This is a genomic window from Hydrocarboniphaga effusa AP103, assembly GCF_000271305.1.
In the GTDB taxonomy this organism is placed as follows: Bacteria; Pseudomonadota; Gammaproteobacteria; order Nevskiales; family Nevskiaceae; genus Hydrocarboniphaga; species Hydrocarboniphaga effusa.
In genome coordinates, this window is sequence record NZ_AKGD01000001.1 from 306408 (window position 1) to 319244 (window position 12837).

Sequence of the window (12837 nt, forward strand, 5' to 3'; positions counted from 1 at the left end):
CCGGCCATCAGGCCGGCTTTTTCGTACTGCTCACGTCAATCGCAACACTTACTTCACCTCGATGCTCAGCGCACGCAGCGGAGTCGGCACGCCGATCGGCGCGACCAGCGTCGCCTGCCCGGTCGCCAGGTTCACGCGGAAGAGGCTCGACTGCGTTGCGCCATCGACGACCAGCACGGCGAGTGCGAAGCCGTTCGCTCCACCGGCGATGTCGAAGCCGATCGCGCTCGCGTCGGTGAGGTTCACGCCGAGCGTGTTGATGCTCCGGAGCACGCCGTCGTTCGGCGGCGCCTGCAGGCTCAGGCCGGCGCTGTTGCCGTCGAGCACGAACAGCTGCGTCGCCGTCGAAGCGCGGAAGCTGTTGGTGTACGCAGCGGCGACCGCCTGCGGCGGACGCGTGAGCGTGCCGTCGGTGATGGTGATGCCGTTGCCGACGTTGATGCGCAGGTTCTGCCCCGCATCGGTGACCACGCGCAGGCGATCCGGAACCGGGTTGAAGTCGATGCCGAGCGCCGTACCATTCAAGCCCGTGTACGGAGCGGTGGTGTCGGTCGGATCGGCCGTCAGCGCCGGCACCGCGGTGGCGACGCCGGTGACGGTGTCGATCGTGTAGATCGCTCCGCTGCCCGACAGGCCGTAGAGCGCGCCGGTGGCCGGGCGGAAATCGATGTCGATCAGCGCATCACCGACGGCAAGGCCGGTGATGATCACCGGAGCCGATACCGTGGCCGGAGCGCTCGCCGCGAAGCTCACGAGCGAGTCGACGCCCGCCGCGCCGACCAGCGCGACGATCGTCGGATCGGCCGGTGCGACGGTGGCCGGGGCGATCGCCAGGCCCTTGACGCCGGCGATGCCGATGGCGCCGATGCTCGTCGCGCGCGCTGCCGCGAACGCCGACGTCACGTCGATGCGATACAGCGAGGTGATCGCATTCACCGTGAGCGCCGCAAAAGCGGTATCCGCACCGACGATGTCGAAGCCGTTGACGCTGCTCGCATCGACGCCGAGCGGACCGCGATCCTTGAGCACGCCATCGTTCGGCGGCGCCTGCAGAAACAGACGGTCGGTGGTCGGATCGATCACGAACAGGCTCGTCGTGGCGGTGCCCGCGAAGCTGTTGGTGTAGGCCGCGCCGCTCACGCCGAAGGCGCCGTACGAGAGCGTGCCGTCGGTGAAGGTGTTGCCGGCATCCGGATTGGCCACGCGCAGATTGCGCCCGGCGTTGCCGACGATGCGCAGCGCGACCGGGCCGGTCGGGTTGAAGTCGACACCGTAGGCGCTGTCCGCGCCGAGGCCGGCGTAGGCATCGCTGGTGTCGCTCGCATCGGCCGCGAGCGTCGAGGCCGCGGTCAGCGCCGCGGTGGCGGTATCGACCGTGTACAGACGCCCAGCGCTCGTGAACGCGTAGAGCTTGCCGGTGGACGGACGGAAGTCCAGGCCGAGCACGCTTTCGCCGCCTTGCAGGCCGCTGAGTGCACCGACCGTGGTCACCGTGCCCGGAGTCGCCGGCGAGAACTTCACGAGTTCGTCGCCCGAGGTCAGGCCGTAAACCGTCGCCACCGCCGGAGCCGCGAACGCGGTCACGCCGAGCAGACGCTCGCCGCCGCCGACCGTGCCGAGCGAGGCGCTCGCCGCACCGGTCGCCAGGTCGATCGTGTGCAGCGTGGTCGTGGTGGTGCCCTGCGCGTTGACCGCGATCGTCGCGGTGTTGTCGCTGCCGTTGATGTCGAAGCCGTTGATGCCCGAGACATCGACGCCGAGGCTGCCCACCACGCTGAGTTCACCCGCGTTCGGGTTGGTCGAGGTCAGCAGCTGATCGTTGGCGCTGTCGAGGTAGTACGTGGTGGTCGTCAGCGAGGCCGCGTTGCCGCCCGCGAGGCTGTTGGTATAGCCGACCGCGGTTGCGCCGCGCGCGCTGCCGCCCACGTTGAGCGCGCCGTCGACCGTCGTCGCGCCGGTGCTCACGTCGATGCGCAGGTTCTGGCCGGTGTCGGAGGTCACGCGCAGGCGATCCGGAACCGGGTTGAAATCGACGCCGAATTCGCTGCCCGCCAGCGCCGTGGTCAGCGTGGACTTGAGTGTGGCGGCGGCCGTGGTCTTGTCGATCGTGTAGAGCTTGCTCGCGTTGCTGAGCGCGTAGAGCAGGCCATCGGCCGGACGCGTATCGAAGCCCACCAGCGCCTCGCCCGCGCCCAGGCCGCTGACGGCGGTCGAGGTGCAGAGCTTGGCCGGCGCGGCGCGGTTGAAGCTCACGAGCTTGCTGCTCTCGGTCAGGCCCAGCGTGTCGCCGGCCGCCTGCGGGCGGCTGCCCGAGGCGATGCTCAGCGCGAGGCCCGAATACGCGCTCGTGGCGAGCGGCAGGGCGGCGACGCGCGTCGCCGTGCCGGTGCTCAGGTTGATCGAATACAGCGCCGTGCTGCCGCTCACCGACAGTGCGGCGAACGCGCTGTTGGCGCCCGCGGCGTCGGTGGCGATGTCGAAGGCGTTGACCGCATCGACATCGATGCCGAGCGGGCCGACGACCACCGCGGTGCCGTCGTTCGGCGGGTTCTGCAGGAGCAGCTGGTTGGTCTGCGTGTCGATCGCGTAGAGCGCGGTGCGGCAGGCCGCACCGAACGAGTTGGTGTACGCGGCCGTCGAGTAGCCGGTCGCCGCACCGTTGATGACGCCGTCGGTGATCGTCGCGCCGGTGTCGACGTTGATGCGCAGATTCAGGCCGGTGTCCGAGACCACGCGCAGGCGATCCGGAACCGGGTTGAAGTCGACGCCGAAGCGCGCGCCCGACAGGCTCGCGTACGGATTGCTGGTGTCGGTCGGATCGGCGATCAGCGTCGACTTGAGCGTCGCCGCGCCGGTGCCGGCGTCGATGGTGTAGAGCTTGCCGGCGGTCGACAGCGCGATCAGCGCGCCGTCGGCCGGACGGCGATCGAGCCCGACCAGGGTTTCGCCGGCGGCCAGGCCGCTGACGGTGACGACGCTCGTCGCGCTGGCCGGAGCCGCGCGATTGAAGGTGACGAGCTGGTTGCCGACCAGGCCCACGCTGTCGCCGACCGCGTCGTTGTCGATGATGGTGACGGTGGCCGTCGCCGGCGAGCCGAGATCGGCGAGGAAGGGCTCGGACAGCGTCACCGTGAAGGTTTCGTTGCCCTCGATGATCGTGTCTTCGAGGATCGGGACGACGATGCTCTTGGGTTCGGCGTCGCCGACGTCCCAGCTCAGCGTCCCGGAAACGGTGGTGAAATCGGCGCCGGCGGTCGCGCTGCCCGCGCTCACCGCGTAGTTCACACGCGCCTGGGTGAGGTTCGGGCCATTGCGGAACACCGTGATCGTCGCGGTGCCGGCGCCTTCTTCGACCGAATAGTTGGCGGCGCTCAACAGCAGCTCGCCGGCCTGCGGCCCCTTGTCGCTGCAGGCGTTGAGCAGGAATACGGCGGGCAGCACGGCGGCTATCGGGCTCTTCACCCAGCGGCTATTCATTTGCATCTCCCTTGATGGTGCGCGCGGCCTTCATGGCGACGCGTGGACGACGAGCGCCAGTGCCCGCCGTTGGGAGTGCTACGGCAGCTCGCGACGACCGGATGCAGAAACCCGAACGATTCGTCAGATCGCCCCTCCGGCGCCGTGGTCCGCACACCGAAAGCGATGCCCGCCGCGCCGAAACGAGCGTGGACATCGCCGCAGCCAGAGACTCAACGTCGCTTGTCGTGCTCGCGCCGGAAGCGCTTCTGCGCCTGATGGACCTGCTTGTCCTGCTGCTTGCGCTCGGCCATCTGCCGAGGCGAGCGCGCGAGCGCCGTCAGCTCGTCGCGCAGCTTGCGGTAGCTGGCCAGGCGTTCGGCCGGCAAGCCGGCAACGACGGCGCAGCCGGGCTCGCGCTCGTGCGCGCAATCGGAATAGCGGCACTGCGCCGCGAGCGCGGCGACGTCGTCGAAGGCGTCCTTCTCCACCGATTCGCGGCCGGCCAGGCGCAGTTCGCGCAATCCCGGGGTGTCGATCAGGCAGGCTCCGCCCGGCAGCTGGCGCAGGCTGCGCACCGTGGTGGTGTGCTTGCCGGTGTCGTCGCCCTCGCGCGTCGCCTGCGTCTTCTGCACCGACACGCCGAGCAGCGCGTTCATGCAGGTCGACTTGCCGACGCCCGAGGAACCGAGCAGCACCAGCGTGGTTCCGGGCGATCGATAAGGCGCGAGCCGTCCGGGCACATCGTCGTGGCGCGGATCGAGCGCGTGCACCGGCGTCGCCGGCCCGGCCAGCCTCTGGATTTCTTCGATGCGCGCGTCCACGTCCTCGCAGCGATCGGGTTTGGTCAGCAGCACCACCGGCATCAGGCCGGCGGACCTCACCGTGAGCAGATAGCGTTCGAGCCGGTTCGGGCTGTAGTCGCCGTCGAGTCCCATCACCAGCAAGGCGCAATCGGCATTGGCGACGATGCGCTGGCGCGAGCCGTCGGCCATGCCGCGCACGAGCAGGCTGGAGCGTGGCAGGCAGTGCGCGATGCGCTGCGGATCGCTGCTGCGATCGAGCACGACCCAGTCGCCGACCGACAGGCCGTCGTCCTGCTGTCGCAGCGATTGCAGCAGCGCGGGATTCATCTCGACGCTGGCGGTTTCGAGGCCGTCATGAACGACGAAATGATGGCGATGCTGTTCGACGACGCGCGCCGGGGCGAAGGCGTCGCCGCGCAGATCGAGCGCCGCGAATTCGCGGCTGCAACGCTCGGTCCAGCCCAGCGCGGCTAGCGCGGGCGGCAATCGATTCGAAGACATGGGAAGTCCTGTGAAAAAGAGCGGCAGGCCGCCGCGCCGCAGTGGGCGCGGCGAAGGATTTCGAAGCACGCACCGCCGGGCCGGCAGGGACCGGCAGCGGCGGAAACGCGCGTCGAGCGCTCAGGCAAAGACAGTCACAGGCATCAGAGGGATCGGGCGACCGTGGTGGTCGCGGGGCGCATGATGGCGAGCGGCCTGCGCCGGGTCAACGCAGGGCTTTGTTCAGCCGAGCGCCCCGATCAGCCGCACGCGCTTGCTCTCGGGCACTTCGTTGTACGCGAGCACGTGCAGGTCCGGCACGGTCTGGCGCGTGAAGCGCGACAGCAGCGGCCGCAGCGGGCCCGGAACCAGCAGCACGGCCGGCTGGCCGATCGCGGTCTGGCGCTGCACGCCGTCGGCGATCGACTGCTGCATGCGCTCGGCCAGGCCCGGTTCGAGCGCGAGGCTGCCGGCGTTGAGCGTGTCCTGCAGCAGGCGCTCCAGCTGCGGGGCCAGCGTGTAGGCCGGCAGTTCGGCGTCCATGCCGTTGATGTCCTGCACGATCTGGCGCCCGAGCGTGACGCGGACGGCCGAGGCGAGCGCGACCGGATCGTGGCTCTTGGGCGCCACTTCGGCGAGCGCCTCGGCAATGCTGCGAAACGCGCGGATCGGCACGCGGTCGGCCAGCAGGCTCTTGAGCACCTTGACGAACACCGCCATCGGCAGGGTCTTGGGCACGAGGTCTTCGGCGAGCTTGGGTGAGGCCTTGGCGAGATTGCTCAGCAGCGCCTGCGCCTCGTCATGGCCGAACAGGTCCGAGGCATGCTGGCCGATCAGGTGCGACAGATGGGTGGCGACGACGGTGGCCGGATCGACGACCGTGTAGCCCATCGACTGCGCATGATCACGCGCCCCGCGTTCGATCCAGGTGGCGTCGAGTCCGAAGGTCGGATCCTTGGCCGCGATGCCGGGGATGGTGCCGAGCGCGCGGCCGGAATCGAGCGCCATGAACTTGTCCGCATGCACCGAGCCGCTCGCCAGCGGCACGCCGTTGAGCGTGACGCGATAGGCGTTCGGCGACAGCTCGAGGTTGTCGCGGATGTGCACGGGCGGAATCAGAAAGCCCAGGTCCTGCGTGAGCTTCTTGCGCACGCCCTTGATGCGCGCCATCAGCTCGCCGCCCTGCTTGGCGTCGACGAGCGGAATCAGCCGGTAGCCCACTTCGAGCCCGAGCGCGTCTTCGGGCGCGACGTCCTCCCAGCTCAGCTCGGGCAGCTTGCTCGGCGCCGGCAGCGCTTCCTGCGTCTTCCTGGCTTCGGTCGCCTGCTGCTTGCGTCGGGACAGCCTGAACGCGAGGTAGCCGCAGCCCGCCGCGAGGCTCAGGAACACCAGGTTCGGCATGCCCGGAATGATGCCGAGCAGCGCGAGCACCGCGGCGGCGATTCCAAGTGCCTTGGCCTGGCCGAAGATCTGCGCGGCGAGCTGCTGGCCCATGTCCTGGGCCTTGGACATGCGCGTGACGAGCACCGCGACCGCGGTCGACAGCAGCAGCGCCGGAATCTGCGCCACCAGGCCGTCGCCGATCGTCAGCAAGGTGTAGTTCCTGGCCGCCTCACCGATCGGCAGATCGTGCTCCATCGTGCCGATCAGCAGTCCGCCGATGATGTTGATGACGAGCACGAGCAGGCCGGCGATGGCGTCGCCGCGTACGAACTTGCTGGCGCCGTCCATCGAGCCGTAGAAGTCGGCTTCCTCGCGCACGTCCTCGCGACGGGCTTTCGCCTCCTCGCGCGTCAACAAACCGGCGTTGAGGTCGGCGTCGATCGCCATCTGCTTGCCGGGCAGCGCGTCGAGCACGAAGCGGGCCGAGACTTCCGACACGCGCTCGGCGCCCTTGGTGACGACGACGAAATTGATGATCGTGAGGATGATGAACACGATGAAACCCACTGTGTAATGTCCGCCGATCACGAAGTTGCCGAAGGCTTCGATCACCTTGCCGGCCGCGTGCGAGCCTTCGTGCCCGTGCAGCAGCACCACGCGCGTCGAAGCCACGTTGAGCGCGAGCCGCAACAGGGTCACGCCGAGCAGTACGGTCGGGAACGCCGAGAACTCCAGCGGCCGCATCACGTAGATGACCGCGAGCAGGATCACGATCGACAGCGCGATGTTGAAGGTGAACAGCAGATCGAGCGCGAACGGGGCCAGCGGCACCACCATCATGCCGAGGATCGCGAGCAGTACGAGCGGAGCGCCGAGGCCCTTGGAGGCGCCGCCGCGCAGGAGCGAGAGGAAGGAGGTCGGGTTGTTCACGCCGCTGCCGTACAAGCGGCGTGCCCGCGCTCTCACCCGAGCGCGGATCGACACGAACGGCCGACCTCGATCGGCGGCATCGATTCCGGTTTTTTCCTACAGCGGCATGCGACGCACGTCCGTCTCGCCGCATGGCGAGCGGGCATCTTTTGGGCGCAGACTTTCAGTGGCCTCTTCCGACGCGAGCCTTGCAGCCATGTCGAGCTTCCAAGCGAATCTTCTGCCGATGTCGCGCAGCCACAGCAGGCCATCGGGCGCGTGCATCGTCGCCGCCTGAGCCTCGATGAAACGCCTGCTGCTCTCCACCCTGCTCTGCTTCGCAGCGGCCGAACTTTATTTCATCGTCAGCTCGGTCACGGTCGGCCACGGCGACATCTCACGCCTGGCGCTCATTCCGTTCGCCGGCGCGATGATGACCACAGGCTGCGTCGCGGCCTACCTGCTCGGTGCCCTGCTGCTGCGAATCTGGCCCAGGCTGCCGGCAACGCCGGCTTTCATTCTTTCGGGCGGCACCATCGGCCTGCTGATCTTCCTGCTCTGCATCTGGTGGCACCTGAGCATCGAATCGACCGTGCCGATGTTCTCGCTGATGCGATACGTCGTCTCCGGAGTCTGCTGGGGCACGCTCTATGCCGGCTGTGCGCTGCTGGCCCGGCACTGGGTTCCGCCGCCGGAGCCGGCGCCTGGCAAGCTCAAACCAGCGCTGCGCGGTTCCTGAGCGGCTGTTACGGTAGCGACCCGAACGCAGACGGACCGCCACCGTGACCGAGCCTCGCTACGCGCTCCACATCGCCAACAAGAACTACTCGTCCTGGTCGCTGCGCCCGTGGCTGCTGATGCGCGAACTCGGCATCGGCTTCGACGAGCACCTGGCCCCGTTTTCGCCGGGCTCGAACTGGGACGAATTCCGCCGCTTCTCGCCGACCGGCAAGGTGCCTTGCCTCGTCGATGGCGGCACCGTGGTCTGGGATTCGCTAGCCATCACCGAGTACCTCGCCGAGCGCCACGCCGGCGTCTGGCCAACCGACGCCGCCGCCCGCGCCTGGGCCCGCTGCGCCGCGGCCGAAATGCACTCGGGCTTCGGCGAGCTGCGCAATCAATGCACGATGAACTGCGGCATCCGCGTGCGCCTGCACGCGATCTCGCCGGCGCTGCAGAAGGACCTCAGCCGCATCGACGAACTCTGGAACCAGGGGCTGGACCGATTCGGCGGACCGTTCCTGGCCGGCGAGAAGTTCAGCGCCGTCGATGCGTTTTACGGTCCTGTCGCGTTTCGCGTGCAGACTTACGCACTGGCGCTGAGCCCGGCCGCGCAGGCTTATGCGGATCGCCTGCTCGCGCTACCGGCGATGCGTGACTGGTACACAGCCGGCCTCGCCGAGACCTGGCGCGAAGCGGATCACGAGGCGGAGGCACGCAGTGTCGGCGTCTGGCTGCAGGACTTGCGTGCCGTTTAGTATCCAGCCCAGCCCGAAACGGCTTTTCTCTGGCAGAACCCGCATGGAGCCCCCGATGAACCGGCAGCTCGTCATCCTCACAGCGCTCTTCGCCTGCGGATTGCTCGGTGCCTGCGCAACGCAGCCCAAGACCTCCGATTCGTTGAGCGCGCTCGAAGTGGAGCAAGGCTGGAACGGCTCGCGCTGCGTCAACGCCGACCTCGACGTGCCTTCTCCAGAAGGAACCCGCTTCGTTCTGCGGCGAGCCCTGGGATGCATCTTCCCGACCAGCGGGGATCGTGAAACCACTCGCGAAGCGGCTGCGCTTTGAGGCTGCACCCTCGCCCGCGCATCGAGTTGAATTGAATCGAGTTGAAACCATGAGCCCAAGCGACCGCCGCGTCATCTTCTATCACGCACCGCAAAGCCGCTCGGCCGGCGTGCGCGCCCTGCTCGAGGAGCTCGGCGCCGACTACGAACTGCACGCGCTCAACCTCAAGACCGGGCAGACGCGCGAGCCGGCGTATCTCGCGATCAACCCGATGGGCAAGGTGCCCGCGATCGTGCACCTGGGTTCGCTGATCACCGAGCAGTCGGCGATCTACCAGTACCTCGCCGACCTTTATCCAGAAGCCGGCCTCGCGCCGCAGATGGGCGATCCGCTGCGCGGGCCGTTCCTGCGCTGGCTCGCGTTCTACGGCTCCTCGTTCGAGCCCGCGGTGACCGACAAGGCGATGAAGCGCGATCCGGCGCCGCCGTCGATGTGCCCCTACGGCGACTTCGACACCATGATGGCGACCATCGAAGCGCAGCTCTCGGCAGGGCCTTACATCCTCGGCGACCGCTTTACCTCGGCCGACGTGCTGTGGGGGCTCGCACTCAAGTGGATGCTCGGCTTCGGTCTCGTCGACGGCACGCCGGTGGTCAAGGCCTATGTCGAGCGTATCGGTTCGCGGCCGAAGATCGTCGCGGCCGCCAAGGCCGATGCAGAGCTCGCGGCGGCGCAGCAAGCCTAGGCGCTTCGGCGCCAGGTGCGTCCGCCGAGAGTAAGCGCCGATGGTGCCACGTCGTGAATCCAGGCGGGTCTTGGCCTGCGTGCGAGCGGCCCCGCCCTATCGGCTTGGCAACCGGTCGCGCACGGGCAACGACGCTTGCGCTTTCCGTGGCAAGCTTGGCGGCTGTCGCCACTTTCGAAACTCGTGAATCCGAAACCGTCTTCTCCGGTACTGCAGGTGTCAGGCCTCGGCAAGCGATATGGTGAGCGCGCGGCCGTCTCGGACGTGTCGTTCGAGGTCGGGCGCAACGAGATCGTGGGCCTACTGGGTCCGAATGGCGCCGGCAAGACGACGACCCTCAACATGGTGCTCGGGGTGCTCGAACCGAGCGCCGGACGCATCCTGATCGAAGGGTTCGACGTGCAGCGCCAGCGCCGCAAGGCGCTCGAACGAACCAATTTCGCGGCCGTCTATGCGCCGCTGCCGGGCAATCTCACGGTCTACGAGAACCTGCGTTTTTTCGGCCTGCTCTATGCAGTGCGCAATCTCGCCCGGCGCATCGAGACACTGATCGAGCAGTTCGACCTCGTGCGCTTCCGTGACACGCGCTGTGGCGTGCTGTCGTCGGGGGAGCAGACTCGCGTCTGCCTGGCCAAGGCCATGCTCAACATGCCGCAATTGCTGCTGCTCGACGAGCCTACGGCCTCGCTCGATCCGGCCACCGCGCGCGACATCCGCGCGCAGATCAAGGCCATCGCCACTCACGGCAGCGGCGGAATCCTGTGGACCTCGCACAACATGCTCGAGGTGCAGGAAGTCTGTGATCGCGTGCTGTTCCTGTCGCGCGGACGCATCCTGCTCCAGGGCGATCCGCGCACGCTGCCGCAGCAGCATGGCGAAGCCACGCTCGACGATCTGTTCGTGAAGCTCGCGCACGCGAACGCCGCGCAAAACGCAGAGGGCACCGAATGAGTTGGAGCGGAACCTGGGGCATCGTGCTGCGACAGTTCTATCTCATGCGCGGCAGCCCGACGCGCCTGCTGCCGATGTTCGCCTGGGTGGCGATCGACATCGTGCTGTGGGGCTACATCACGCGCTATCTCGACACGCTCACGCAGGCGGGCGGTGCGCTGCTGCCGTCCCTGCTCGGGGCGGTGCTGCTATGGGATCTGTTCTCGCGCGTGATGCAGGGCATCACCACCTCGTTCCTCGAGGACGTGTGGTCGCGCAATTTCCTCAACCTGTTCGCCTCGCCGCTGTCGGTGACCGATTACGTCGCCGGCCTGGTGCTCACGAGCCTGATCGGCAGCGCCATCGGGCTGATCGTCATGCTGGTGCTCGCAATGGGCATCTTCGACCTGTCATTCGTAAGCTACGGGCTGCTGCTGATTCCGTTCCTGCTCGTGCTGTTCCTGTTCGGTATCGCGCTCGGCATCTTCGCGAGCGCCATGGTGCTGCGGCTCGGCCCGGCCTCCGAATGGCTGGTCTGGCCGATTCCGGCGCTGCTGTCTCCGTTCGCGGGCGTGTTCTATCCGCTGTCGACCCTACCGGGCTGGATGCAGGCGGTCGGCCACGCGCTGCCGCCTTCGTACGTGTTCGAAGGCATGCGCTCGATCGTCGCGGGTCAGCCTTTCGAGGCTCATACGCTGCTCTGGGGACTCGGACTGGCGGTCGGCCAGATCCTGCTCGCGGCAGTCTGCTTCAAATGGGTGTTCCGCTACTCGATCCGCAGCGGCCTGCTTGCCCGCTACAGCGCCGAAAGCGTCGCCTGAGCGGCGCATCCGGCGGCCCGATCCCTTCGCTAACCGCCAGGCCGGGTTCGAGGCGTTAAAGTGTGTGCATGGACACCACCACCGCCATCACCCTGGACTCGCTGGAATTCACCAACCGCTTCGCCCGGCTCGACGGCCCGTTCCACGCCCAGGTGGAGCCGCAGCCGCTGTCCGAGGTCCGCCTGCTGCACCTCAACGCCCAGCTTGCCGGACAGCTCGGGCTCGATGCGGGTGCGGCCGCGCGAGACCCGGACTTCGTCGCGGCAATGGCCGGCAATCGCAAGATCGTCGGCGGCGCTTATGTGGCGAGCGTTTACGCGGGCCATCAGTTCGGTACGCTGGTTCCGCAGCTCGGCGACGGTCGGGCCAACCTGATCGGCGAGGTTCTCACGCCGTCTGGCGAGCAGTTCGAACTGCAGCTCAAAGGCTCGGGGCAGACGCCATTCTCGCGCTTCGCCGATGGCCGGGCGGTGCTGCGTTCGAGCATTCGCGAATACCTCTGCAGCGAGGCCATGCACGCGCTCGGCATTCCGACCACGCGGGCGCTGTCGCTGGTCGGGGCGAGCGATCCGGTGCAGCGCGAACGCTTCGAGCGCGCGGCGGTGGTCTGCCGCGTGGCCCCGAGCTTCGTGCGCTTCGGGCACTTCGAGTATTTCTACTTCCGCAATCGACACGAGGAGATTCGCCAGCTCGCCGATCATGTGATCGAGGCGCACTACCCGCATCTGGCCGGCTTCCCCGAGCGCTACGCGGCCTGGCTCAGCGAGATCGTGCAGCGCACCGCCAGGCTGATGGCGCAATGGCAGTCGGTGGGCTTCTGCCACGGCGTCATGAACACCGACAACATGAGCGTGCTGGGCCTGACGATCGATTACGGCCCGTACGGCTTTCTCGACGGTTTCGACGCGCACCATATCTGCAATCACAGCGATGAAGGCGGCCGCTACGCCTATGATCGCCAGCCGGTGATCGGCCAGTGGAATTGCAGCAAGCTGCTGCAGGCCACGCTGCCCTTGCTGCATGAAGACCCGGACCAGTCCGTCGAAATCGCCAACGCGATCCTCACGCGCTATCCGGCCGATTACATGAACCAGATGATGAGCCTCTGGCGGCGCAAGCTCGGGCTCGTCAGCGAGCAGGAAGAAGACCGCGAGCTCATCAACCGTTTCCTGAACCTGCTCGACAAGGGCAAGAGCGATTTCACGCGCACGTTCCGCGCGCTGTCGAATCTGCGCGACGGCGACGACAAGCCGGCGATGCGCGACGAGCTGCTCGACCAGGCCGCGTTCGACGCCTGGCTGCCGGATTATCGCGCCCGCCTCGCGCAGGACGGCCAGCCCGAGGCCGAGCGCCAGCAGGCGATGCGGGCCGTCAATCCGAAATACGTGCTGCGCAATCACCTGGCGCAGGCGGCGATCGAAAAGGCCGAAGCCAGCGACGCGAGCGAGATCGATCGCCTGTTCCGCGTGCTGCAGCGCCCGTACGACGAACAGCCCGAATTCGACGCGTATGCAGCCGAGCCGCCTCCCGAAGCGCGCCACATCAGCGTGAGCTGCTCGTCCTGACCCGAATCGCGAGG

11 protein-coding genes are annotated in these 12837 nt (G+C 67.8%); 7 read left to right on the top strand and 4 right to left on the bottom strand.

Going from position 1 to position 12837, the window contains the following annotated elements:
• Positions 1-48: 48 nt before the first annotated feature.
• From WQQ_RS22760 to WQQ_RS01335, 4 genes are all read right to left on the bottom strand, one after another.
• Positions 49-3477 carry a DUF4394 domain-containing protein gene (locus WQQ_RS22760; RefSeq protein ID WP_050997540.1) on the bottom strand — a complete coding sequence of 1143 codons (3429 nt, stop codon included), beginning with the start codon at positions 3475-3477 and terminating at the stop codon, positions 49-51.
• A 212-nt stretch (positions 3478-3689) separates the two neighbouring features.
• A complete protein-coding gene (rsgA, locus tag WQQ_RS01325) occupies positions 3690-4763 on the bottom strand; it encodes a ribosome small subunit-dependent GTPase A (RefSeq protein ID WP_007183232.1) in 1074 nt (357 codons plus the stop codon).
• Positions 4764-4985: 222 nt separating this feature from the next.
• Positions 4986-7055, bottom strand: a complete 2070-nt coding sequence (gene flhA / locus WQQ_RS01330; RefSeq protein ID WP_050997633.1) for a flagellar biosynthesis protein FlhA — start codon at positions 7053-7055, stop codon at positions 4986-4988.
• A 96-nt stretch (positions 7056-7151) separates the two neighbouring features.
• Positions 7152-7319 carry a hypothetical protein gene (locus WQQ_RS01335; RefSeq protein ID WP_007183234.1) on the bottom strand — a complete coding sequence of 56 codons (168 nt, stop codon included), beginning with the start codon at positions 7317-7319 and terminating at the stop codon, positions 7152-7154.
• Between the two features lie 19 nt (positions 7320-7338).
• Between WQQ_RS01335 and WQQ_RS01340 the strand changes: the two genes are divergently transcribed.
• From WQQ_RS01340 to WQQ_RS01370, 7 genes are all read left to right on the top strand, one after another.
• Positions 7339-7773 (top strand): hypothetical protein, encoded by a 435-nt coding sequence (locus WQQ_RS01340; protein ID WP_007183235.1) that lies wholly within the window; start codon positions 7339-7341, stop codon positions 7771-7773.
• Positions 7774-7816: 43 nt separating this feature from the next.
• Positions 7817-8512 (top strand): glutathione S-transferase family protein, encoded by a 696-nt coding sequence (locus tag WQQ_RS01345; RefSeq protein ID WP_007183236.1) that lies wholly within the window; start codon positions 7817-7819, stop codon positions 8510-8512.
• A gap of 55 nt (positions 8513-8567) precedes the next feature.
• Complete coding sequence (locus tag WQQ_RS01350) at positions 8568-8822, top strand: hypothetical protein (RefSeq protein WP_007183237.1); 255 nt, start codon at positions 8568-8570, stop codon at positions 8820-8822.
• A gap of 49 nt (positions 8823-8871) precedes the next feature.
• Complete coding sequence (locus WQQ_RS01355; RefSeq protein ID WP_007183238.1) at positions 8872-9507, top strand: glutathione S-transferase family protein; 636 nt, start codon at positions 8872-8874, stop codon at positions 9505-9507.
• Between the two features lie 183 nt (positions 9508-9690).
• Positions 9691-10458: an ABC transporter ATP-binding protein gene (locus WQQ_RS01360; RefSeq protein ID WP_050997634.1), complete on the top strand. Its 768-nt coding sequence runs from the start codon at positions 9691-9693 to the stop codon at positions 10456-10458.
• Positions 10455-11258, top strand: coding sequence for an ABC transporter permease (locus WQQ_RS01365; protein ID WP_007183240.1), 804 nt, complete (start codon positions 10455-10457; stop codon positions 11256-11258). The genes WQQ_RS01360 and WQQ_RS01365 overlap by 4 nt, the downstream gene beginning before the upstream one ends.
• A 68-nt stretch (positions 11259-11326) precedes the next feature.
• Positions 11327-12823 carry a protein adenylyltransferase SelO gene (locus tag WQQ_RS01370; RefSeq protein WP_007183241.1) on the top strand — a complete coding sequence of 499 codons (1497 nt, stop codon included), beginning with the start codon at positions 11327-11329 and terminating at the stop codon, positions 12821-12823.
• The last annotated feature ends 14 nt before the right edge of the window (positions 12824-12837 follow it).

What these genes read in the sequence shown, in the direction of transcription:
- WQQ_RS01350 (WP_007183237.1), top strand. Translation starts at nt 8,568, where the DNA reads ATGAACCGGCAGCTCGTCATCCTCACAGCGCTCTTCGCCTGCGGATTG.
- WQQ_RS01335 (WP_007183234.1), bottom strand. Translation starts at nt 7,319, where the DNA reads ATGCACGCGCCCGATGGCCTGCTGTGGCTGCGCGACATCGGCAGAAGA.
- WQQ_RS01370 (WP_007183241.1), top strand. Translation starts at nt 11,327, where the DNA reads ATGGACACCACCACCGCCATCACCCTGGACTCGCTGGAATTCACCAAC.
- WQQ_RS01340 (WP_007183235.1), top strand. Translation starts at nt 7,339, where the DNA reads ATGAAACGCCTGCTGCTCTCCACCCTGCTCTGCTTCGCAGCGGCCGAA.
- rsgA (WP_007183232.1), bottom strand. Translation starts at nt 4,763, where the DNA reads ATGTCTTCGAATCGATTGCCGCCCGCGCTAGCCGCGCTGGGCTGGACC.
- WQQ_RS01365 (WP_007183240.1), top strand. Translation starts at nt 10,455, where the DNA reads ATGAGTTGGAGCGGAACCTGGGGCATCGTGCTGCGACAGTTCTATCTC.
- WQQ_RS22760 (WP_050997540.1), bottom strand. Translation starts at nt 3,477, where the DNA reads ATGAATAGCCGCTGGGTGAAGAGCCCGATAGCCGCCGTGCTGCCCGCC.
- WQQ_RS01355 (WP_007183238.1), top strand. Translation starts at nt 8,872, where the DNA reads ATGAGCCCAAGCGACCGCCGCGTCATCTTCTATCACGCACCGCAAAGC.